Source organism: Chromobacterium haemolyticum (assembly GCF_009936155.1).
Lineage (GTDB): Bacteria > Pseudomonadota > Gammaproteobacteria > Burkholderiales > Chromobacteriaceae > Chromobacterium > Chromobacterium haemolyticum.
In genome coordinates, this window is record NZ_AP019312.1 from 3,569,043 (window position 1) to 3,591,288 (window position 22,246).

Sequence of the window (22,246 nt, forward strand, 5' to 3'; positions counted from 1 at the left end):
CCACTAGTCAAACCACATTATCCTTATTCATTCTTGTTGAACCCCCAAGCTCTGCTTCAACGCAAAGCCGCCATCAGGCCGGAGCCCACTATCAAGGCCATCGCCGCCAGCGACCAGCCGCTCAGCGGATCGCCCCACAACACCACGCCCAGCAGCGCGGAAAACAGCACCGTCAGATAGCCGAAGCTGGCCACCAGGTATTTACGTCCGTCCTTGTAAGCGCGGGTCATCGCCAATTGTCCCAACATACCGCACACGCCAACCCCAAGCAGCGGCAAGACATTGTCCGCCGTCACCGCGCTGAAACCCGGCCCCAAAGCCAGCCAGATGCCGCCGAACACGCTGGAAATGGCGAAAAACCAGAACACCACCTTCCAGGACGGCTCCCCCATCCGCCCCAACTCGCGCACCTGAAACACCGCGAAGCCGGCGCTGACGCCGGACATCAGACCAATCAAGCCTGCCAGCCACTGCTCTGAGCTGAAAGTGGGGCGCAGCAGGATAACGATGCCGACGAAGCCCAGCAACAGGGCCAGGCCGGTGCGCGGCGTCAGCCGGTCTTTCAACTTGATCACACACAGCAAGGCGAAGAACAGCGAGGAGGTGTAGTTCAACGTGACCGCCGTGGACAAGGGCAGCCGGGTCAGCGCATAGAACAGCGCCACCATGGACGCGTAGCCCACGAAGCTGCGCTTGACGTGCCCGCGCCAATGCGGCGTCCACGGCGACTGGCGCTTCCAGGCCATCGCAGCGCCCAAAGCCAGCGCGCCGATGGCGGTGCGCCAGAACAGCAACTCGGTGGAAGCGAAGGCGTCGGCGCCCAGCTTGACGAACATGCTCATCAGCGCGAAACACAACGCCGCCACCACCATCCAGCCGGAACCCAGCCGGCCTTGGCGCAAGCGCCGTCCCATGGCCCGCGCGCCGTCGCTCAACGCCGGCGTCATCGCTTCAACAATTCAAGCGACAGGCAGATGGCCTCCATCTGCCGACGATAGGTTTTGAATTCAGAAGCGTTGGCGGCGCAGCGCGCCTCGGCCATGCGCTTTTTGTCCCCCAACTGAAACACATGCAGGTTGTGGCGGACAATCCACAGCCGATTGGAAACGAAGCGGCCGTCGCGGTATTCGGTCACCAGCCGGCCGCTGCGGCTGTTGACGCGGGCGAAATTGGCGGCTTCGCGATTGTCGTCCTCCCGGCGGTATTTTTGCGCCAGCCGGGCCAGGGTGTCGCCGCGCCCCGGCTTGCGCGAGAACACCTGCACATCGATGGCGGCGCGCTCGCGCTGATCGGCTTTGGGCGGCACCACCCGCAGCACGCGCTGGCCGTCCACCACGCTGGGGCGAACCTTCCAGCCCGGCGGCACATTGAAACGCACGCGGCTCACGGCATCGGTGTAGACAGCGGCCTGGGCCAACGGAGCCAGCAAGGCCAGCGACAAGGGCAAACAGCGGAAAAGCGTTTTGAGCATGGAATCGGGCAAACCAGATAAGAGCCTGCTCACAATCCGGCGAGCAAGACAAGACGAAGACGGCGGAAGCAGCGGCATGTGCTGACGGTACATGAGCATTCTGCAGCGGTCCTCCCGCGTGACGCCTTCCAACGCGCGGCAAACTTTGAACAGGCTCGTAAAAAAGGCGCGGACAAGTCCGCGCCTTTGCATTATGACACCGCAAGCCGTCGCTTAACCAGTCAGCGCCTCGCCCATCTTGCGTCGGTAGAACTCGTGGAAGTGCAGCATGCCTTCTTCGGTGGGCGATTGATAAGGCCCCACCTCGCTCTCGCCGCGCATCCACAAGGCACGGCGGCCTTCGTGCATCCGGTAGCAGATCTCGTCGTCTTCCTTGGCGGTTTCAAAATAGGCCGCCTGCTCCGCCTCGATAAACTCCGGCTCGAACCACACCACGTCCTCCGGGTAGTAGAACTCGGTCAACACCGTGCACTGCTCCGGCCCGCGCGGCATCACCACGCTGACCACCAGCACGTGCGGATACCACTCCACCATGATGTTGGGGTAGTAGGTCAACCAGATGGCGCCGAACTCCGGCTGCTGGTCAGCGTAGCGACGGCGCACTTCCTCGTGCCATTTGCCGTAGACGCGGGAGCCGGAGGTGGCCAGCTTGTTCTTCACCCCCACGGTTTGTACATGGTATTGCGCGCCCCACTCCCACTTCAGATCGTCGCAATCGACGAAATTGCCGAGGCCGGGGTGGAAGGGATCGACGTGGTAGTCCTCGGAATACACTTCGATGAAGGTCTTCCAGTTGAAGGCGTACTCCGTCAGATGGCTGGAATGGTAGGCGTAGCCGTCAAAGCTCATGTGCTTGGCCACGCCCAGGTTTTCCAGGTCGCGCGCCACATTGCGGCGCGCGTCAAACAGCAGGCCGTTCCAACGCGTCAGTTCGGTCTGGCTCAGGTTCAAGCACGGCGTCTCCGGGAAATGTGGCGCACCCAGCAAAGAGCCTTCGGCGTCGTAAGTCCAGCCATGCAAATTGCAGACGATATGATTGCCGTTGCCGCGGCCCTTATAAATGATGGCCTGGCGGTGACGGCATACATTGGAGATCAGCTTGATCCGGCCATCCACATTCTTGAGCATCTTGCCGTGCCCCATCCATTCCAGAGTCTGATAATCGCCGGCGTTGGGCGTCATCAGCTCATGGCCATAGTAGATGGGCGCGTCTCCAAACAGCAGCCGCTGTTCCTGAGCGTAATAGGCAGGATCAAAATAGGTATAGACGGGTAGCTGGGCAGCAGATGCTTGAAGCAACTGCGCGGAAGCCAGATCAGACATTATTCCCACACCTCCGGTAGAAGATATAAGACCAGCCGAATCTCGCTTAAAACGAGTTTGCGGGACTATCAAAAACAATCAACAAAAACAAGGCCGAACCTTGCAACAGAGGGGCGGATTATGCCCCCGCCCCCCCACTGGGGCAAGCCTTTCCTCTCTACCGGAAGTAGGTTTTTGGCGTAAAAACATCAGCTTGCCGTACCCAAATCATACTTAGAATAATATTTTTGATAGGAATCAAAGATTTAGCATTCACGCTGCAATGCAATATTAGAGTCGCTTAATTCATGATGTTATAATCACCGTCATCGCCTCCATCCGGCTTTAAGCTACGGCCCCTTCTGGACTGTAGCCGATATGCCGCCAGTTACAATGCCTGCAGCGTAAATACAGGCGCAGCCATGCTTTTCGCCGATGGCCCGGCAGCGCTGACGCCAGCTTCCGGCGATGCTATACCGATTGAAAAGCCGTGCCCGCCACAGCGAGAACCCACCCTCGCCGCCGCGGCCGCAAGCTTGGGATCCATGGCGACAAAACCGCTGATTTTTGCCTAAATGCCAAATTTTACGACTCATCGCGCCACGCGCCTACAGCCTGCGACACCGCTCGGTCGGTGCCGGACCGTCGTTCGCGCCCATTCCCCCCGCGCGTCACAGGAAAGCCTCTGAAAACATGCAAACCTTTTTCCTCGCTCCCATCGGCTTCAACGCCGGCCTGACCTCGGTGGCGCTGGGCGCCATCCACAGCCTGGAGCAAGCCGGCCTGCGCGTCGGCTTCGTCAAACCCATCGCCCAGGGCGCGGACCCCAAGGAGCCGGAACGCTCCACCCACTTCGCCCGCGCCATCTGCCGGCTCAATCCGCCGGAGCCGATTCCGATGGAGCGGGTGGAACGCCTGCTGTCAAAAGGCCAGGTGGATCAATTGATGGAAGAAGTGGTCAGCCTGTATCAACAGGCGGCTAATCAGGTGGACGTGGTGCTGGTGGAGGGCCTGGTGCCGGACCAGAAACAGGTGTTCTCCACCTTTCTAAACACGAAGATCGCGCGCAATCTGCAAGCGCAGACCATCCTGGTCAGCGCGGCCGACAACCTGGCCAGCCACGAGATCGCAGAGCAGCTGGAAATGAGCATTCAGGCCTTTGGCGGCGGCCAGGGCGGCCAGATCGCCGGCTACATCCTCAACCGGGTGCCCAAGGACCAGAACGCTCAGGACATCGCCACCGAGGTGCTGGAAAGCGGCAGCTTGATGAAAAAGGCGCGGCTGCCGATGCTGGGCGCCATCCCGCACGAGCCGGAACTGCTGGCGCCGCGCACCCTGGACGTGGCCAATCATCTGAAGGCGCGGCTGTTGCACGCCGGCCAACTGACCAGCCGCCGCGTGCGCACCATGGTGGTGACCGCTCGCACCGTTCCTAATATCGTGCACCTGCTCAAGCCCGGCGCGCTGATCATCACTCCCGGCGACCGCGAGGACATCGTGCTGGCCACCGCGATGGCGGCGATGAACGGGGTGCCGCTGGCCGGGCTGTTGCTGACCTGCGATTCGATGCCGGACCCGCGCATCATGCTGCTGTGCCAGCAGGCCTTTACCGGCGGCATGCCGGTGATGGCCAGCGAATCCAACACCTTCGACACCAGCAGCGCGCTCAACAATATGAGCCTGCAAGTGCCGTCCGACGACCGCGAGCGCATGGAGCGAGTGATCGAATTCGTCGCCGAGCACCTGAACGTGGCGCCGCTGAAACAATACATCGGCACGCCTCAGGAACTGCGCCTGCCGCCGCCTGCCTTCCGTTACCAGCTGATGGAAAAGGCGCGCAAGGCCAATAAACGCATCGTGCTGCCGGAAGGCAACGAGCCGCGCACCATCCAGGCCGCCGCCATCTGCCACGAGAAGGGCATCGCCCGCTGCGTGCTGATCGGCCAGCGCGCCGAAATCCTGCAAGTGGCGGAAGCCCAGGGCGTGACACTGCCGGAGTCGGTGGAAATCATCGATCCCAACGAGGTCCGCGGCCGTTACGTGCCCCCCATGGTCGAGCTGCGCAAGAGCAAGGGCCTGAACGCTCCGATGGCCGAACAGCAATTGGAAGACAATGTGGTGATGGGCACCATGATGCTGGCGCTGGACGAAGTGGACGGCCTGGTGTCCGGCGCGGTGCACACCACCGCCAACACCATCCGCCCCGCCTTGCAGCTGATCAAGACCGCGCCGGGCGCCAGCATCGTGTCCAGCGTGTTCTTTATGCTGATGCCGGAGCAGGTGCTGGTCTACGGCGACTGCGCGGTGAACCCCGATCCTGACGCCGAACAGTTGGCCGACATCGCCATACAGTCGGCGGACTCCGCCGCCGCTTTCGGCATTCCGCCGCGTGTGGCGATGATCTCCTACTCCACCGGCTCCTCCGGCAGCGGATCGGACGTGGAGAAAGTCCGGGAAGCCACCCGCATCGCCAAGGAAAAGCGCCCGGATCTGATGATAGACGGCCCGATGCAGTACGACGCCGCCAGCGTGGAATCGGTAGGCCGCCAGAAGGCGCCGGACAGCGAAGTGGCCGGCCGCGCCACCGTGTTCGTATTCCCGGACCTCAACACGGGCAACACCACTTACAAGGCCGTTCAGCGCTCAGCCAATGTGGTGTCGGTGGGCCCGATGCTGCAAGGCCTGCGCAAGCCGGTCAACGATCTGTCGCGCGGCGCGCTGGTGGACGACATTGTCTACACCATCGCCTTGACCGCGCTGCAGGCCGAGCAAGGCGAGTCCATCTAAAGAACCTGTTCAAAGTCTCTGAGTAGTAGCGTAGTGTGAGAAAATCCAGAGGTGAGAAAAAGCTACCCAAGTGATATCAGTCGCGAACAATTTGAAGTGATCAGACCACTTCTGGAAAGTGCGCGTAAAAGAACAAGCCCCGTCGAGTGGACTTGTATGAAGTATTTTGTGCCGTGCTGTACCTGCTCCGAAGCGGCTGCCAATGGCGAATGCTTCCTGAAGCGTTTCCCAAATGGCGTACCGTCCATTCGTACTTCACCATGTGGAGTGAGCCGCGTGAAGGGGGCAGCCTGCTGGAGCAGGCGCTAAAAAATCAGGTTGGCGCGGCCCGAGAGAAACTGGGGCGGAGCGCTTGCAGCAGGTTCTTGATCGTGGACGCGCAGAGCGTGAAGAACACTGATACCGCAGGATTAAAAGGCTACGACGCAGGTAAGAAGGTCTCGGGTATCAAGCGCCATATTGTGGTGGACACGCAGGGCCTGCCACATGCGGTGGCGGTCACCACTGCGGAGGTTACAGACCGCAAAGGGGCGCTACAGGCGCTACGGCAATGTAAATCCAGATTGATTGGGGCTCAGAGCCTGCTGGCGGATAGTGGCTATGTTGGCAAACCCTTTGCTCAAGGCGTGAGCGAGATTCTGGGGGCGGACGTGACGGTGCAGATTGCCAAACGGAGCGAGCTGCACACCTTCAAGGTGATGCCCAAACGCTGGGTTGTTGAGCGCAGCTTCGCTTGGTTGGAAAAGAGCAGAAGGCTGTGGAAGAACTGCGAGCGGAAACTCAATACCAGCTTGCAGTTCATCCATCTGGCCTTCTTGGGGCTCTTACTCAAAAGACTTTGAACAGGTTCTTACTCAAAAGACTTTGAACAGGTTCTAAGCCCTGCCCCCTATCCAACCGCCCGCCTCCCGGCAGGCGGTTTCGCCATTCCGCGCAACAGTTCCCCTCCCCTATTCCACCCTGCCAGGCCATGCCATTGCGTTAATTCAAACAATTGTTTTACATTGGAGCGCCATAAAAGCCGCACAACAACAAACTGCGTCCGCAGCCGCGTCTACAACGCATCAGAGGGGCACTCCATGTCGATTCAAACCATCACCGAATGGTTCATCCCGGACCGCGTACGCCAATCTCCGGAACAGGCTATCCGCGGCCGCACCGTCGTCGGGGTCGGCCTGCTGGCCGGCCTGGTGGCGCCGCTGTTCGCCATCGAATACCTGCAACTGGGCCACCGTGCGATGGCCGTCGGCATCGCGCTGGGCGGCCTGGGCCTGCTGCTGGGGCCGCTTCTGCTCAAACTGAGCGGCGCGGTGCGCTTCAGCGCGGAATTCATCACCAGCTGCATGTACGCGATGGTGTGCTGGATGGTCTACGTCAACGGCGGCATCCAGTCCACCAGCATCGTCTGGTTCGCCGCTATTCCCTTCACCGCCGTCTTCGTCGCCACCCGCGTCTCCGGCATGGTCTGGCTGGGACTGACCGCGGCCGCCATCGGCCTGTTCCTGTGGTTGAGCGCCAAGGGACTGCTGCCCGCCAACCCGATTCCACACGCCGAAATCCCCAAGCTGCAGGCCAAATCGCTGGCCGGCTTGTCGCTAGTGGTGCTGGCCCTGGCGCTGGCCTTCGACAAGGCCAAGGTCAAAAGCTTTGAGAAACTGGAAGGCGCGCGGCGCGAGGCGGAACAAGCTCAACAAGCGATGCGGCAGCTGATGGCTCAGTTGACCGAGTCCATCCAGGCCGCTTCCAGCGCCAGCCGCGATATCGCCGGCAGCACCGGCAATATGGCCGAAACCATGGCCAGCCAGCGCGAACGCTCGGAAGACATGGTGGTGATCGCCCAACAAATGGCGGTGGTCACCAGCCAGAACGCCGAGCAATCGGTGACGGCCACTCAGCTGGCGCACACCGCCGGCCAAGCGGCCTTGGGGGGCGGCGAAGCGATGGACCAGGCGGTCAGGCAGTTGAGCAAGGCCGGCGAAGTGATCGCGTTGGCCTCCGGCCGGCTGGAACAGCTGGGCGAGCGCAGCGCAGAAGTCAGCGGCATCGTGCAACTGATCCGCGACATCGCCGACCAAACCAACCTCCTGGCGCTCAACGCCGCCATCGAGGCGGCGCGCGCCGGAGAGCTGGGCCGCGGCTTCGCGGTGGTGGCCGACGAGGTGCGCAAACTAGCCGAGCGCACCCAGAACGCCACTCTGGACATAGAACAGAAAATCCGGCTGATCGTCGACGGTACCAATCAGGCGCTCGTCGCGATGCGTGACGGCAATCAGCAGATGCAAGCGGGCCGCGACAACTCGCTGGACGCACAGCGCAAGCTATCCGGCATCATAGGCGAAACCGGCGAGCTGGCCAGCTTGCTCAGCCAGATGTCGCAGGCGGAAGCCAATCAAAACCGCGGCTTCGCCCAGTTCGCCAACGACATCACCGCGGTGGGCGAATCCACCCGCAGCCTGTCCGGCGAAACCCAGGCCATCGCGGACGCCATCGCCCGGCTGGACCGCTTGCTGGAGGATCTGGGCCAAAACACCCGCCACCTTCAAACGCAAAACGCCACGGCATGAAAAACGCCGGCCCAGGGCCGGCGTCGTCCTTTGAACAGGCTCTCGCCCGCGAACGCCCTTATTGCGGCAACTCGCTATTACTGAATACCTCCAACTGCACTTGCTTCACCCGCTTGTCCGCGGACAGGCGCTGTTGCAAGGACAGCAACTCGACCTGGGCCGGCGCGTCGAACACCACCACGCTTTGAGTGCGGTAACGCACGCTCAGGCTATGGTCGCGCGCCACCGCGGCCTCGTCTCGCGGCGAAGCCAGCTTCACCATCACCACGCCGCTGACCCTGGACGGAGCCAGTTCCCCTTCGGAACGCAGCACGTCGCCGCGCTTCAGCGTCACACCTCCCTCGCTCGCCGCCGAGCGGGCGCTGACGCCCTGCGGCAGCTTGCCGGCCGGAGCCGCTTGTTTGTAATAGGTCTTGCCGTTGATCACCAGCGGCTGGCCGCCCGGCTTCTGCTTGAAGGACGGAACGTCGGCGGCCTGAGCGCCGGCGGCCAAGGCCAGCAGGCCGGCCAGAATCAGGGAATGTTTCATCGTTATGCTCCTTTGTGGCCGATGAAGCGGATGGACCAAGACCGCAGGGTGCCGGTGGCGTTGGGCAGGCTCAGCGTGCTCTGGCCCTTAGCGTCCCGGTAGTCGTAATAGTACTCGGCGCCGTTGGTGTCGATCACGCGCAGCCGCCATTGACCGCGCGCCGATTCGCCGTAAAAGTGGTTGGACAACAAACGCTGCTGGTTCAGGCCGTAACTCTCGTTCACCAGGCCGGTGCGCGGCGACAGCAATACCGAGCGGGTACCCGCCGGCGAAATCAGTTCCACCGCCAGGTCGTTGGCGCGGCCGTGCTTGGCGTCCACCAGCACTTGCACCGCTTCCACCGTCAAATCCTCGGCGTGGGTGTACACGCTGTCCAGACCGGCTTCGCTGGCGTCTGGAATCGCCTTCATCACCGACACCGTCTGCCAGCGCGTCTTCTCCAGCGCCGTCAGCGGCTTATGAGTGCGGCCCAGCTCCACCGCCTTGTCTACATCGATCAGGCCAAAGCCGTAGAACGGATGGAAGGCGAGACCGGCGGCGTTGTTCTGCCACCCCGGCAAAGCCTGGTAGCTGTGCGCTCCCCCCTTGGCGTCCTTGAAGGCCAGGGTCACGCCGGCATGATTGGCATCCACTTTACGCGCCGATTTGATCAGCAGATCGCGCACATCGCGCGCGCTCAGGCTGGGATAAGCCGACATCAGCAACGCGAATGAACCTGAAGCCGCCGGCGCCGCGGCGGAAGTGCCGTTCATGGTGCCGCGATAATCGCAATTAGGGTCCAGCGCGGTGCCGCCGTGCAACTGATTGGTGGACGGACGCAACGTGGAGTTGGAGCCGCGGTCGCACCCCACCAAGTCGGTGGTCACCATCGCCGGGGTGGCGATGCCGTACTCGCCGCCAGGGGAAGTCAGCAGCACGTTGGCGCCCACCGAGGAGTAGGACGAGCGCACGCCGTCGGCGTTCAGCGCCGACACCACCACGTTCCAGTAGTTGCTGTTGTCGGTGGTCAGGTTGGAGTCCTGAATCGGCAGACCGTCGTTGCCGGCCTTGGCCAAGACATAAGTGGGTTTGCCGTCATTGTCCGAGCCGGATTGGAAGCTGACGTAGGCGTTGCCCGCCGACTTGACGAACACCGCGCCCTTGCCGCCGTTGCTGCGCAGGCTGACGTCCTCGTGCGCTTCGTCTCGCACTCGCAACGACATATCAGTGTCCGGATTGCCCGGAATCGAGCGGATCGCCGAGCTGCCGTAGCTCTGGTTGAACACGCGGGAGCTGGTGGACGACTGGCCGGCGCCGTCGCTCGGCGATTTGCCGTGCGACAGCATCCAACCGGCGGTGGTCTGCGCCTTCAGCCAGTTGAAGCCGTTCAAACTGGCCGCCGGCGCCACGCCGCGGCCTCCCAGATTGTTGAAGCCCACCGCGGCGGCGATGCCGGCCACGGCGGTGCCGTGGCTGTCGGTGGCCGCGCTGGGGGTCGGGTCGTCGCTATTGTTCGCCAGATTCTTGGAGCCGGGCACCACATTGCCCGCCAAGTCCGGGTGGCGGATCTCCAGGCCGTCGTCGATGACGGTCACTGTCACGCCGTGCCCCTGGATGCTGCGCGAATGGCTGAGCGCCAGGTTCAGATCAATGCCGGCCACGCCGCCGCGTTGCGAAAACGCGTTCTGCCCCGTGTTTTGCAGGAACCATTGCTGGGACACCAGCGGGTCTCCCGGCTGCAAGGGCGTTGCGGCCTGACCGGCCAGGGACGCCAGGGCCAACGAAACCGCGCCCACCGTGATATGGATACGCATTGCATCTCCTAAGTGTCGAAACTACGGTCTATTGAGAAAAACCGCCGTGAGTCCGGGGCTGCCACCCCATCGCTCTCAGCCATTCGCCCCCGCCTGCCAGCGGCGGCGAAATCCTCGGTCCCGCGCCGGCGTCCGGTTTCGGAAGGCCAAGCCATCCTTACCCGGTCGCCTTGCGGCGAACCTGCGTCGGCGCTCGCGCCGGGCCGTCAGGGCGGCCTCCACCTCCGCGCTCCGGCCGGCCCAAGCGGCATCCGCCCAAGCAGTGAACCATCAAAATCGAAAATGCCAAAGTCCTATTTATTTTTATCGTATATAAAAACTTCATAATACAAAATGCAATAATTCCCATTCGCAAATATGACGAAAGGAAGCAACAAACCAGGAAAAATGATGTCAAAATCAACCGCTTAGCATGAAACATCCAACAATTACCGTAGCCGACGGCGCAGCGGCCAGTCGCCCATAAACACAGCCAGACCCAGAGAAGAACGTCAGGATTTGTCAGACAGAAGCACTAAGAAAGAGAAGAAAAAGGAACAAATAAAAAACGCCCCGGACGGGGCGTTTTGGATTGGAAGACGATGCCGACGCGAGGTTTAGTCGCGTTCTCCGGCAAAAGCCAGCAACAGTTGCAACAAGCTGGTGAACAGGTTGTAAATGCTGATGTAGATCGACAACGCCGCGGAAATGTAGCTGTCCTCGCCGCCGTCCACCACCACCTTGACCTGCCACAGAATCATCAGCGAGCTGAACAGCGCGAAAGCCGCGGAAATCATCAGATGGAAAGCCGGCATGCGCAGGAAGATGTTGGCCACCACCGCTACCATCAGCACGATGGCGCCCACGGTGAGGAAGTTGCCCAGGCCGCTCAGATCGCGCTTGGTGGTGGTGGCAATGCCCGCCATCACGAAGAACACCAGCGCGGTGGCCGCGCCCGCGGTCATAATCAGCTGGCCGCCGTTGGAAAACTTGAACGCCAGTTGCAGCAAGGGCCCCAACAGCAAGCCCATCAGGAAAGTGAAACCCAGCATCAGAAACACACCAGCCGAGCTGTAGCGGTTTTTCTCGATGGCGAACACCAAGCCGTAGAATACGGCCAGGATCGCCAGCATGCCGATGATGGGGCTGCCGGCCAGGAAGCCGAAATTCATATTGGTGCCGACGATGGCTCCCATCACCGTAGGAATCATCGACAGGCCCAGCAAACCATAAGTATTGCGAAGAACCTTATGGCGTACCTCGGCCATACCGGTCGTCTGATAGGCCGTCTCAAGGTTCGGGTGCATAATGTAAGCCTTTCTCCAAAGGGATTTTTATCAAATTGTACCGACAGTGACAGCCGCTGTGGCAATAAGTTTCCCGGCGGCCCGGCTTGCGTCGCGCAAACGCTTCGGGTATTCTTGCACTCCCTTGCAAATGAGGACGGTTGTTTTAATTTGCAAGCGGCATCAAAGCGAAAGTGGCGGAATTGGTAGACGCACTGGATTTAGGTTCCAGCGCCGCAAGGCGTGAGAGTTCGAGTCTCTCCTTTCGCACCAACCCTGATTGTACCCATACCTCTTGCAAAACGCTTGGGCTAAGCCCTCCCTACCGTCGTAGCAAAGCGGCTCGGCTCAACACGCTGTTTTCCGTTTATCTTGCATTATCTTTGTCCCGCCCAAGCTCCAAACTGTTCCTCGGAACCTGTTCAAAACTTGCTGCGCTTCAGCGATACATCGTTAAAACAAGCTTGCTCATGCTTCGTATAAACACTCTGCTTCCCCAGCCGCTTGAGCCTTAGCCGGCAAGCACGCTCCCGAATCACAAACGCAGGCCATGAAAAACGCCCTCGAAGCGCAGACTCGTCGAGGGCGTTGGATTTAGCGTGATGGGATCAAGCACTGGCGGCGGTTTGCTTGTCCATCATGATTTTCAGAATCTGCGCATCAGTCTGCACCATTCCCTGGCTGGCCAGCTTGCCCAGGTTGGCGATGGAGGCGTCCAGCTCACATTCCACAATGCCGTCGCTGCCCGCCACGCACACGCCGTCCAGCGCCATCAGTACCGCCTTGTAAGCTGACCCCGCCGAAGTGGACACCTTCATCGCGCAGCTATTGGACGCGCCGTCGCAAATCATGCCGGCCAAGTCGCCTATCATGCTGGAAATGGCCATGCCCGCCACCGCGTAGCCGCCGCCCAGCAACTGAGCCATCCCCGCCGCCGCGCCCATGGACGCGGTAGTGACCGCGCACAGCGCGGACAGCTTGGGCAGCCGGGCGTGAATATAAATGGCCATCAAGTGCGACAGCATCAGCGCTCGCGTCAGCCCCTCGCGATCGGCGCCGACATGCTCGGCCACCACCACCACCGGCATGGTAGCGGCAATGCCCTGATTTCCGGAGCCGGAGTTGCTCATCGCCGGCAGGGTGGCGCCGCCCATGCGGGCGTCGGACGCCGCGGTGGTGCGGGTGAGGATGCGGGTCAACAGATTGTCCGACAACAATCCGGCGCTCACCTGCTTGTGCAGGGTTGCGCCAATGTGCAGGCCAAACTGTCCCCCCATGCCCGCTCGCGACAGCGCCTCGTTCAGCGTGGCCGCCTCGTGGATGAAATCCATCGCCTCCAGCGGAGCCTGGGTGGCGAAGTCGTAAACATCCCGCGCCGTCGCGTCGGAAAAGTCGTACGCGGCGCCGGCCTGGCCGGAACTCTCGAGTTCAGCGCGGAACAACGCCGCGCCATTGCGCTCGATCAGCACCACATTAGTGTGAGAGTCCGCGATACAGACCCGTGCCGTCTCGTCGCCGGCGAACACTCGGGCTTCCGAATACAGGATATTCGGCACGTCCGCGATGCTCAGCGTCACGCGCTGCTCGGCGAGCATGCGTTTGGCGGCATCCACCACTTCGCCGCTCAAACCCTTTAGCACCTCCAGCTTGCCGTCCGGGTCGCCGCCCAGCGCGCCCACCGCGGCGGCGATCTGCAAGCCCACCGCGCCAGTGCCCGGCACCGTCACGCCCATGCCGTTCTTCATCAGATTGGGCGAAACCCGCGCTTCGATGCGCTCTGGCGCGCGGCCCAGCGTCTTGGCGGCGATGGCACAGGCCAGGGCCAATGAAATCGGCTCGGTGCAACCCAGCGCCGGCGCCACTTCCGCGCGCGCCGCCTTGACGAACTTCGGCCACAGATCGGTGTTGAGAGTTGGTGTACACATAATGATTACGCTTTCAAATCAAGTAAATGTCTTGCCGCCGCCCACAAGGCGGGCCGGCGGCGAAAATCAGGAGAAAGCCAGGAACGGCGACACGCAGAGCAAAAGGCCGGTGGCGATGATGATCTTGAGCGCGGCGCCCTTGTATTTGTGCAGGAAGGGCACTTGGTAAACCAGATAGGCCGGGATCAAACAGCCCACCAAGCCAAAAACCGGGCTGCAGATCGAAGTGAAGCTCAGCACCGGCGCGTTCAGCACGATGGCGCCCCAGGACAGCAAGACGGTGAACACCATGATGCCCTTGGCCACCCACTCAGGCCGGATACGCTCCTCCGGCATCACCCGGCGCAGCAGATTCATCGCCAGGCCCTGGCAGGCCTCGCGGAAGCCCAGATAAACGCCGAAATACGCGGTCATCACCGCAAAAATATTCAGGATCAGGCTGAACAGCTTCACCATATCGCCCGGCATGCTGCTGGCCACCATGGCCAAAGCGGAAATGTTTTCATGCGAGGCCTTGACCGCCTGCTCGTGCCCCATCGCCAAGGTAAAGGACACCGCGTAGAAAAAGACGGTAACGAAGAGGATGCCGAAGGCGATGTTCATCGCCCGCATTGCCTTGTACTGCGCCACTTTCCGCGACTTTTCCCGCGCGCGGTAGGAAATCACCATCGGGCTCAGGCTTTGAATGAACAGGATGGAGGTCAGCGTGAACGGCAGCATGACGATGGCGTCCTTGATCAGGCTGCCCAGCGAGGGGAAAGCGCCCACATTGACCATTCGCCATTCCGAAACCATGGCCAGGCCCAGCACCGCCACCACGCCCAGCTTGGTCAACACCATGCCGGTGGAAATCTTGAATAGCAGTTGCTCGCCACGGGAAGCCAGCGCCACCAGCAGACAGATCAGCCCCAAGCCATAGAAGGGATTGGCGGACAGCAGCGTCTCGGTCACACCGAAGCTATGCAGAAAGGAGGCGCTGTCGTTAGTGATGGCGGTTGAATACACAAAAACCCAGATCACCAGCATGATGAAGTAGAGCGCCCCCAGCAGAATGCCCCAGTTCTTGCCCAGATAGCCGCTGATCACGCTGGGGTAATCCTTGCACTCCGGCGACTCCGCCAAGGTGTTGATGAACAGACGCTGGAACAGATACATCGCCGGATAGCCGATGACGGAAGACAGCAGGAACACCCACAAGCCCATTAGCCCCACCTGCACCGGCAGGAACACGATGCCGGCGCCTATCGCCATGCCTATGCTCATCACGACCCAACCGCGGTCGATGCCGTCGAAACGCACCGCCTCCCGCCATTCCGCCTCCCGCCATTCCGCCTCGCTCATTCCCGCGCGCTCGGCAGCGCTTGCCCTGGGCTTGACGCCCACTTGGGTGATGTCCATACTCGTTGTTCCTTTAGTGGTTCATCTACTGTCTCAAGCCCTCCGGCGCCAACCGGATGCTTGGGTTTCCCCGCCGCGTTGCGCCAACAGCGCGTGAAAGGATTCTCGGACGCGTATCGGAAGCCCTCAGTCGCGGCACTGCTTCAGATAGCGGTAAAGAGTGGGTTCGGAAATCTCCAACGCCTGCGAAGCCTTGCCGACGAATCCGCGGATAGAGAACAAGCCCCGCTGATTCAGCTCCCTGATCACCTCCAGTTTTTCATCGCCGGACAAGCGCGTAGGATCAATCGCGTATTGCTCCAGCACGCCCTGCATAATCCCCACGCCAACATCATCAATGCCTAGCGACAAGGTTTCCTGATGCGAGTCGTGAGACAGTTCCACCGGCAGCAGAGCCTGTACCGCCTCCAGCGCGCGCTTGTAGCGGCTGTCGTCGGAGTTGACGCAGAGCATGGCCTGCACGCGGCCGGTCTCGTCCTTGATCACCAGGGTGGACGAACGCAGCGACACTCCGCCTCGGGTCTTGCTGCGGTAGTTCAGCCGATAGTTCTCGCCCCCCTTGGCGGAGCACTCCCGCGCCATGCACAAGGCGAGGTCGGTGGCCGGGGCGCCGACGCTGCGGCCGGACACATGCCCATTGCGGATGATTTTGAGCGAGGCGCTGGGATCGGATAGATCGTGCACAGCCACTTCGCTGTCCGGCCCCAACAGGGCCGACACGAAATCGGCGAGCACTTCCGCGTCAAGTTGCAGTTTCATGGCGATGACAAAAAAATTATCACGTTGAGATTCTATGCATCACCACTCATCCATGTCATGCGCAACCACGAGCGCATTTGACGCGCGTCAAACCCGTTCAGGCCGCCGCCCGTCGCCAACGCGGCGCCCCATGAAAAAAACCCGCCAAAATAGCGGGTTACACAATAGAAAAACAGCCGTCAGGCCTGGCGGAGTTGAACGCCGGACAGCTAGGTCAGGGCGCTTCCCTCTTTACACATTACAAAGCCTCATCCGCCGACAACCCTCTGGCGAACAAATCCACCGGCGTGTCCGGAATGAAGTCCAAACGCACCTGCCCCTCCACCGCGAAGCCCAGCTTGCTCAACACGCGCGCGGAGCCGGCATTGTCCGGATGCACCAAGCCCACCAGCCGGTCCAGCGCGTAAACATCCCGCGCCAGGCGCAGACAGGCGCGGCCGGACTCGGTGGCCAGGCCCAAACCCCAGTACTCCGGCAGAAAGCGATAGCCCAATTCCACCGCGTCCACCGCCGCCATGTATTTCAGGCCACTGAAGCCTATTACCTCGCCGCTATCCTTCCACACGCAGGCCACTCGGCCAAAACCATGCCGCTCATAATCCGCTAGCGGGCCGTCGCGCATTGCCTGCAAAGCTTGCTCGGGCGAGCCAAAAGGCGTGTTGCCGACATAGCGGATGGCCTCGGCCACGGTACCAAGCCGGTAAAAGGCGTCCAGGTCATCCTCCTTGAAAGGCCGCAAAATCATGCGGCCGGTATCCACTGCTTGCATTTCTGCCTCCCAAGCCGTTTGCAATATCATGACAATGGAAACAATTTGCCAGCAATCATCCGTCAACGCCATATTTTTTTGCGCTGCAACAAATCCGCGCGGCAGGCGCGCCCTGCGGCTCAGCTGATATACTGTCGCTTTGATTTCCCCCGCCGCAGAACCCCGCCATGAACGATCTGTTTGCCCATGAACCGAAAAAACCGCTGGCCGAAGCGCTGCGTCCCGGCCGCCTCGACGAGGTGATCGGCCAACGGCACTTGATCGGCCCTGGCAAACCGCTGCGGCTGGCCGTGGAGGCGCGCACCCCGCACTCGATGATTCTGTGGGGCCCGCCCGGCGTCGGCAAGACCACGCTGGCGCGCATTCTCGCCGCCAGTTTCGACGCCGAATTCATCCCGCTGTCGGCAGTGTTCTCCGGCGTCAAGGACATCCGCGAGGCGGTGGAGCGCGCGCACGCCGCGCTGCAGCGCTCCGGCCGCCACACCATTCTGTTCGTCGACGAAGTGCACCGCTTCAACAAGAGCCAGCAGGACGCCTTCCTGCCCTTTGTCGAATCCGGCCTGCTCACCTTCATCGGCGCCACCACGGAAAACCCCTCCTTCGAAGTCAACTCCGCGCTGCTGTCGCGCGCCCAGGTCTATGTGCTGAACAGCCTGGACGAAGAAGAACTGCGCCAGTTGTTCGAACGGGCCGCCGCCAACGGCGCGCTGGAGGGGCTGAGCTTCGACGATGCCGCCATCGATACGCTGACCGGCTACGCCGACGGCGACGCCCGCCGCTTCCTCAACCTGCTGGAGCAGACCCGCACCGCCGCCTACGCCCGCAAGACCGGCCAGATAGACCGCGACTTTCTGTCCGAGGTGCTGACCGTCAACGCGCGTCGCTTCGACAAGGGCGGAGACGATTTCTACGACCAGATCTCCGCACTGCACAAATCGGTGCGCGGCTCCAATCCGGACGCGGCGCTGTACTGGCTGACGCGGATGCTGGACGGCGGCGCCGACGCGCGCTACCTGGCGCGCCGGCTGGTGCGCATGGCCTGGGAGGATATCGGCCTGGCCGACCCGCGCGCGATGCAGATCGCCAACGACGCCGCCGCCACCTATGAGCGGCTGGGCAGCCCGGAAGGCGAACTTGCGCTGGCTCAAGCCGCGCTGTATTTGGCCGTAGCCGCCAAGAGCAACGCCGGGTACAAGGCGTATAATGAGGCCCGCGCCTTCATCAAACAGGACAAATCCCGGCCGGTGCCGGTACACTTGCGCAATGCGCCCACCCGGCTGATGAAGGAGTTGGGCTACGGCCACGAATACCGCTACGCCCACGACGAACCCCATGCCTACGCCGCCGGAGAGACCTATCTGCCGGAAGGGCTCGAGGACATGCGCTGGTATCAGCCGACTCCGCGCGGACTGGAAAGCAAAATACGGGACAAGCTGGATTTCCTGCGTCAGCTCGACGACGACGCCCGGCAAGACTCCGAATAAGTGAAAGAAACAGGACCAACCTAACCATGCTCGACATCAATCTGCTTCGCAACGACATCGAAGCCGTCGCCGCCCGTCTGGCCGGCCGCGGCTATACCCTGGACACCGCAGCCTTCAACCAGCTGGAGTCCGAACGCAAATCCCTGCAAACCCGCATGCAGGAACTGCAAGCCAAGCGCAACGCCTCATCCAAGCAGATCGGCGTGGCCAAGGGCAAGGGCGAAGACGTGTCAGCCATCCTGGCCGAAGTGGCGACGCTGGGCGACGAATTGAAAGCCGCCGAGCAAGGCTTCGACGCGGTGCAAAAGCAGTTGGACGCCTGGCTAATGTCCATCCCCAACCTGCCGCACGAATCGGTGCCGGCGGGCAAGGACGAAAACGACAATGTGGAAGTGCGCCGCGTCGGCGTGCCGCGCCAGTTCGACTTCGAGGTCAAAGACCATGTCGACGTCGGCGCGCCGCTGGGCCTGGACTTCGACACCGGCGCCAAGCTGTCCGGCGCGCGCTTCACCGTGCTCAAAGGCGACATCGCCCGGCTGCACCGCGCCATCGCCCAGTTCATGCTGAACACCCATACCGGCGATCACGGCTACGTCGAGCATTACACTCCCTACATCGTCAACGACAGCGCGCTGCTGGGCACCGGTCAGCTGCCCAAGTTCGCCGAGGACATGTTCAAGGTGACCAAGGGCGGCGAAGAAGGCAATGTGGACCAGTACCTGATCTCCACCTCGGAAATCACGCTGACCAACACCGTCAGCAACAGCATCCTCAAGGCTGAGGAACTGCCGCTGAAACTGACCGCGCATTCGCCCTGCTTCCGTTCCGAAGCCGGCAGCTACGGCCGCGACACCCGCGGCATGATCCGCCAGCACCAGTTCGACAAGGTGGAGATGGTGCGCATCGAGAAGCCGGAAGACTCCTACGCCGCGCTGGAAGAGATGGTCAGCCACGCCGAGAACATCCTCAAGGCGCTGGAACTGCCCTACCGCGTGATCACGCTGTGCACCGGCGACATGGGCTTCGGCGCCGCCAAGACTTACGATCTGGAAGTCTGGCTGCCGGCGCAGAACACCTATCGCGAAATCTCCAGTTGCTCCAACTGCGAAGCCTTCCAGGCACGCCGCATGATGGCGCGCTACAAGGACGAAAACGGCAAGAACCAGCTGGTGCACACGCTGAACGGCTCCGGCCTGGCGGTGGGACGCACCCTGGTGGCGGTGCTGGAAAACTACCAGAACGCCGACGGCAGCGTGACCATCCCGGCGGTGCTGCGGCCTTACTTTGGCGGCCGCGACAAAATCGGCGGTTAAACTCAAGCCTGGCTTAAAACCGACACAAGACAACGGCGCCCATCGCGGGCGCCGTTTTTCACATCCGCGCCGCCAGCAGCGCTTCGAACTCGGCTCGCGGCAACGGCTTGCTGAATAGATAGCCCTGGCCCAGCCGGCAGCCCTGCCGCAGCAGGAAATCACGCTGCGACTCCAGTTCCACGCCCTCGGCCACCAGTTCCAACCCCAGACTGCGGCCTATCGAAATGATGGCGCTGGTGATGGCGGCGTCGTCGCCGTCATGGTGCAGGTCCATGATGAAGGAACGATCAATCTTCAAGCCCTTGACCGGCAGCCGCTTCAAATAGGACAGCGAGGAATAGCCGGTGCCGAAATCGTCGATGGACAGATAAACGCCCAACTCGCGCAAGCGCTGCAAAGCCTCCACCATGCCGCTATCCTCGTCCATCGCCACGCTTTCGGTAATCTCCAGCTCCAACTCGCCGCTATTCAGACCATGCCGGCGCAACGTGCGCGCCACCGTGTCGGCGAAGCTGCCGTACTTGAGCTGGCGGCCGGACACATTGACCGCGATGCGGCCGGGCTCCAGTCCCATCGCATGCCACTGAGCCCAGTCTCGGCAAGCGGTGTCCAGCACCCACTCGCCTATCGGCACCATCAACGAGCCGTCCTCGGCGATCGGGATAAACTTGGCGGGCGCCATCAGCCCCAGTTCGGGATGGCGCCAGCGCAGCAAAGCCTCCGCCCCCACCACCCGCTGCGTAGCCAGTTCCACCTTGGGCTGATACCACACTTCCAGCTCTTCCTGCGCCAGCGCGCGGTGCAGGCTGTACTCCAGTTTCAGCCGCTCCATGGCCCGCGCGTTCATGTCCGAGGTGTAGAACTGAAAATTGTTCTTGCCGCGCTCTTTGGCTTGGTACATCGCGGAATCCGCGTTCACCAACAAAGCATCCGCGCTGACCCCGTCCTCCGGATACATGCTGATGCCGATGCTGGCGGAGATGAACAGCTCGTGGCCTGTCAGGCCGGACTGTTCGGTCACGCCGTCCAGCAACTGCTGCGCCAGCGCCGCCACCTGGGTCACACGCTCCACCGCCGGAAGCAACAGGATGAACTCGTCCCCGGACAACCTGGCCACGGTGGAGTGCGGCGGCGCATACTGCAGCAACACTGAGGCGATACGCACCAGCAATTCGTCGCCGGCATGATGTCCCAGCGTGTCGTTGACCAGCTTGAAGCGGTCCAGGTCGACGAACAGCAGCGCGAACTGCGCCCGCGTCGGCTGCGCCCGCTCTATCGCCTCTTGCAGCCGCTCCAGGAACAGGGTCCGGTTGGGCAAGCCGGTCAAGGCGTCGTGATTGGCCAGAAAGTGCAGCCGCTCCTCAGACTGCTTGCGCTGGGTGATGTCGGAAAACACCGCCACGTAATGCAGGCATTCTCCGTCCGCGTCGCGGATGGCGGTAATGCTCAGATGCTCGGTGTACAACAGGCCGCCCTTGCGGCGGTTGACCACCTCGCCCTGCCAGACCCCGCTCTCTTTCAGGCTTTGCCACAGCTTCTGATAAAAGTCCGCCGGCTGCCGGCCGGATTTGAGCAAGGCGGGCGTGCGGCCCAGGGCCTCCTGGCTGCTGTAACCAGTGATGCGGCTGAACGCCGGGTTCACCATCTGGATCACCCCGTTGCCGTCGGTGATCAAGATGCCCTCAAGCGTTGACTCGAACACCTTGTCCGCCAACAACAGGCTGCGCCGAGAATGCAGCAGCGCGTCGTCGCGCTCGCGCAAGGCGGAATGCAGTTCCTGCAAAAACTCCTGCTCCACCATCTGGATAATGTCGCGGAACCCCAGCAACTGCAGCAGCGTTCCATCGACGTCGTACACCGCCAAGTGCCGAATCTTATGCTGCAGGATCAACTGCCTGGCCTGCAACAGGCTGCTGCCCTCGCGCACGCCCAGCAGCGGCCAGGAGCAGGCTTCGGCCAGCGTCGCCGGCGCTCGTCCCTCGGCCAACAGCCGCAGCAGATCGCGCAGGGTCAGGATGCCGTAGTCCCCATTATCGAAACTGACAGCCAAAGCCGTGGCGCCGTGACGCCGCATCAAGGCCAGCGCCTCTTCAGGCGAGCCCTGAGCGCCCAGCAAACATAAGGGCGCGGCGCGGTCCGCCACCACCCGCCGCACGCTTAGAAAGGATTCGCTGCCCTGGCTCAACACGATATCGGTCAGCGACACCACGCCGCACATCTTGCCGGCCTGCTCCACCAGCGCATGACGGATGCCGCGCTGGCGGAACAGGGCCACCGCCTCGCTCACCGGCAGATCGTGCGGCAGTACCACCAAGGGCGTGCTCATCGCGCCGCCCACCGGCCTCATGCCAACCACGCCATCCAACCGGTCCAGCGCCAACGCGTCGGCTTCGGTCCAAATCCCCAACGGCCGTCCCGCCTCGTCCTGCACCACGATGGAACCACAGCCCGCCAGCAACATGCGCCGCGCCGCCTCCGCCAGCGACGTATCCGCCGAGCACGCCAGGATATCCGGGGTAGAGATTTCTTTTATACACTGTTTTAAGCAATACATTAACAATCCAACCCGGGCTATTCACGGAAAAATTCCAAATGGCATTATAACGATGCAAATCGCCGTCATATAGTCGGATTGCAACAGCCCCGCTCTACAGCGGCATCGAGGCTTCTTACCCCCTCTCAAATCCCGCCGGTTTCTTCCTCAAGACATTCCTTTTGCATTCAGTAAATCGTCAAATACTCATATACATGATCTAGAACAAGGCGCGATGCGGAGCGTGGCTGCTAGGCTGACAACAGAATCGGCGAATTTAAACTCGCCATGAAAATGACAAAGGTATTGCGCGGTGCAGCAAAATCACTTGTTGGAACGGCGGCAATGCGCATA

The 22,246-nt window shown here is 61.8% G+C and carries 16 protein-coding genes and 1 tRNA gene; 6 read left to right on the forward strand and 11 right to left on the reverse strand.

All coding sequences use genetic code 11. The features are described 5' to 3' along the window. Positions 1-56: 56 nt before the first annotated feature. The 3 genes from GYH29_RS16380 to GYH29_RS16390 form a co-directional block, all read right to left on the reverse strand. Positions 57-947, reverse strand: coding sequence for a DMT family transporter (locus tag GYH29_RS16380; RefSeq protein ID WP_232060411.1), 891 nt, complete (start codon positions 945-947; stop codon positions 57-59). Beyond that, positions 944-1,471, reverse strand: a complete 528-nt coding sequence (locus tag GYH29_RS16385; RefSeq protein ID WP_043633142.1) for a hypothetical protein — start codon at positions 1,469-1,471, stop codon at positions 944-946. Before GYH29_RS16385 ends, GYH29_RS16380 begins: the two co-directional genes overlap by 4 nt. 213 nt (positions 1,472-1,684) lie before the next feature. After that, entirely contained in the window at positions 1,685-2,794 is a 1,110-nt protein-coding gene (locus GYH29_RS16390; RefSeq protein ID WP_161524148.1) for an aromatic ring-hydroxylating oxygenase subunit alpha, read from the reverse strand. Positions 2,795-3,466: 672 nt separating this feature from the next. Between GYH29_RS16390 and pta the strand changes: the two genes are divergently transcribed. The 3 genes from pta to GYH29_RS16405 all read left to right on the forward strand — a co-directional run bounded on the left by pta (position 3,467) and on the right by GYH29_RS16405 (position 8,124). Further along, entirely contained in the window at positions 3,467-5,560 is a 2,094-nt protein-coding gene (pta, locus tag GYH29_RS16395) for a phosphate acetyltransferase (RefSeq protein ID WP_043590402.1), read from the forward strand. Positions 5,561-5,611: 51 nt separating this feature from the next. Continuing rightward, positions 5,612-6,402 (forward strand): IS5 family transposase gene (locus tag GYH29_RS16400; protein WP_161524149.1). Its coding sequence is split into 2 segments (ribosomal slippage): positions 5,612-5,696 and positions 5,696-6,402, totalling 792 coding nucleotides; the frame shifts between segments, so codons are not numbered across the junction. 237 nt (positions 6,403-6,639) lie between these two features. After that, positions 6,640-8,124, forward strand: a complete 1,485-nt coding sequence (locus GYH29_RS16405) for a methyl-accepting chemotaxis protein (RefSeq protein WP_019100265.1) — start codon at positions 6,640-6,642, stop codon at positions 8,122-8,124. Positions 8,125-8,182: 58 nt separating this feature from the next. On the opposite strand, the gene GYH29_RS16410 is transcribed toward GYH29_RS16405, so the two are convergent. From GYH29_RS16410 to GYH29_RS16420, 3 genes are all read right to left on the reverse strand, one after another. Beyond that, a complete protein-coding gene (locus tag GYH29_RS16410) occupies positions 8,183-8,653 on the reverse strand; it encodes a hypothetical protein (RefSeq protein WP_019100266.1) in 471 nt (156 codons plus the stop codon). A 2-nt stretch (positions 8,654-8,655) separates the two neighbouring features. Beyond that, the gene (locus GYH29_RS16415; RefSeq protein WP_081575977.1) at positions 8,656-10,446 is read right to left on the reverse strand and encodes a S8 family serine peptidase; all 1,791 of its coding nucleotides are present in this window, start codon (positions 10,444-10,446) and stop codon (positions 8,656-8,658) included. Positions 10,447-11,042: 596 nt separating this feature from the next. Then, positions 11,043-11,732: a Bax inhibitor-1/YccA family protein gene (locus GYH29_RS16420; protein WP_039753556.1), complete on the reverse strand. Its 690-nt coding sequence runs from the start codon at positions 11,730-11,732 to the stop codon at positions 11,043-11,045. 167 nt (positions 11,733-11,899) lie between these two features. Between GYH29_RS16420 and GYH29_RS16425 the strand changes: the two genes are divergently transcribed. Beyond that, positions 11,900-11,984: transfer RNA gene (locus GYH29_RS16425), tRNA-Leu, on the forward strand. Between the two features lie 335 nt (positions 11,985-12,319). Here the strand turns inward: GYH29_RS16425 and GYH29_RS16430 are convergent. The 4 genes from GYH29_RS16430 to GYH29_RS16445 all read right to left on the reverse strand — a co-directional run bounded on the left by GYH29_RS16430 (position 12,320) and on the right by GYH29_RS16445 (position 16,562). Then, entirely contained in the window at positions 12,320-13,636 is a 1,317-nt protein-coding gene (locus GYH29_RS16430; RefSeq protein WP_118268138.1) for an L-cysteine desulfidase family protein, read from the reverse strand. A gap of 66 nt (positions 13,637-13,702) precedes the next feature. Then, positions 13,703-15,034 (reverse strand): SLC5/6 family protein, encoded by a 1,332-nt coding sequence (locus GYH29_RS16435; RefSeq protein WP_118268139.1) that lies wholly within the window; start codon positions 15,032-15,034, stop codon positions 13,703-13,705. 126 nt (positions 15,035-15,160) lie between these two features. Continuing rightward, positions 15,161-15,793, reverse strand: coding sequence for a helix-turn-helix transcriptional regulator (locus GYH29_RS16440; RefSeq protein ID WP_019100271.1), 633 nt, complete (start codon positions 15,791-15,793; stop codon positions 15,161-15,163). Positions 15,794-16,031: 238 nt separating this feature from the next. Continuing rightward, entirely contained in the window at positions 16,032-16,562 is a 531-nt protein-coding gene (locus GYH29_RS16445) for a GNAT family N-acetyltransferase (protein ID WP_161524150.1), read from the reverse strand. A gap of 167 nt (positions 16,563-16,729) precedes the next feature. Between GYH29_RS16445 and GYH29_RS16450 the strand changes: the two genes are divergently transcribed. After that, the gene (locus tag GYH29_RS16450; protein WP_081550979.1) at positions 16,730-18,046 is read left to right on the forward strand and encodes a replication-associated recombination protein A; all 1,317 of its coding nucleotides are present in this window, start codon (positions 16,730-16,732) and stop codon (positions 18,044-18,046) included. 26 nt (positions 18,047-18,072) lie between these two features. Continuing rightward, positions 18,073-19,359 (forward strand): serine--tRNA ligase, encoded by a 1,287-nt coding sequence (gene serS, locus GYH29_RS16455; protein WP_019100274.1) that lies wholly within the window; start codon positions 18,073-18,075, stop codon positions 19,357-19,359. 58 nt (positions 19,360-19,417) lie between these two features. Here serS and GYH29_RS16460 read toward each other — a convergent pair whose 3' ends face one another. Continuing rightward, entirely contained in the window at positions 19,418-21,913 is a 2,496-nt protein-coding gene (locus GYH29_RS16460) for an EAL domain-containing protein (protein WP_043594224.1), read from the reverse strand. Between the last annotated feature and the right edge of the window lie 333 nt (positions 21,914-22,246).

Coding starts and splice junctions, on each gene's coding strand:
- GYH29_RS16405 (WP_019100265.1), top strand. CDS start 6,640: ATGTCGATTCAAACCATCACCGAATGGTTCATCCCGGACCGCGTACGC.
- serS (WP_019100274.1), top strand. CDS start 18,073: ATGCTCGACATCAATCTGCTTCGCAACGACATCGAAGCCGTCGCCGCC.
- GYH29_RS16450 (WP_081550979.1), top strand. CDS start 16,730: ATGAACGATCTGTTTGCCCATGAACCGAAAAAACCGCTGGCCGAAGCG.
- GYH29_RS16415 (WP_081575977.1), bottom strand. CDS start 10,446: ATGCGTATCCATATCACGGTGGGCGCGGTTTCGTTGGCCCTGGCGTCC.
- GYH29_RS16460 (WP_043594224.1), bottom strand. CDS start 21,913: ATGTATTGCTTAAAACAGTGTATAAAAGAAATCTCTACCCCGGATATC.
- GYH29_RS16380 (WP_232060411.1), bottom strand. CDS start 947: ATGACGCCGGCGTTGAGCGACGGCGCGCGGGCCATGGGACGGCGCTTG.
- GYH29_RS16440 (WP_019100271.1), bottom strand. CDS start 15,793: ATGAAACTGCAACTTGACGCGGAAGTGCTCGCCGATTTCGTGTCGGCC.
- GYH29_RS16390 (WP_161524148.1), bottom strand. CDS start 2,794: ATGTCTGATCTGGCTTCCGCGCAGTTGCTTCAAGCATCTGCTGCCCAG.
- GYH29_RS16410 (WP_019100266.1), bottom strand. CDS start 8,653: ATGAAACATTCCCTGATTCTGGCCGGCCTGCTGGCCTTGGCCGCCGGC.
- GYH29_RS16445 (WP_161524150.1), bottom strand. CDS start 16,562: ATGCAAGCAGTGGATACCGGCCGCATGATTTTGCGGCCTTTCAAGGAG.
- GYH29_RS16430 (WP_118268138.1), bottom strand. CDS start 13,636: ATGTGTACACCAACTCTCAACACCGATCTGTGGCCGAAGTTCGTCAAG.
- pta (WP_043590402.1), top strand. CDS start 3,467: ATGCAAACCTTTTTCCTCGCTCCCATCGGCTTCAACGCCGGCCTGACC.
- GYH29_RS16385 (WP_043633142.1), bottom strand. CDS start 1,471: ATGCTCAAAACGCTTTTCCGCTGTTTGCCCTTGTCGCTGGCCTTGCTG.
- GYH29_RS16420 (WP_039753556.1), bottom strand. CDS start 11,732: ATGCACCCGAACCTTGAGACGGCCTATCAGACGACCGGTATGGCCGAG.
- GYH29_RS16435 (WP_118268139.1), bottom strand. CDS start 15,034: ATGGACATCACCCAAGTGGGCGTCAAGCCCAGGGCAAGCGCTGCCGAG.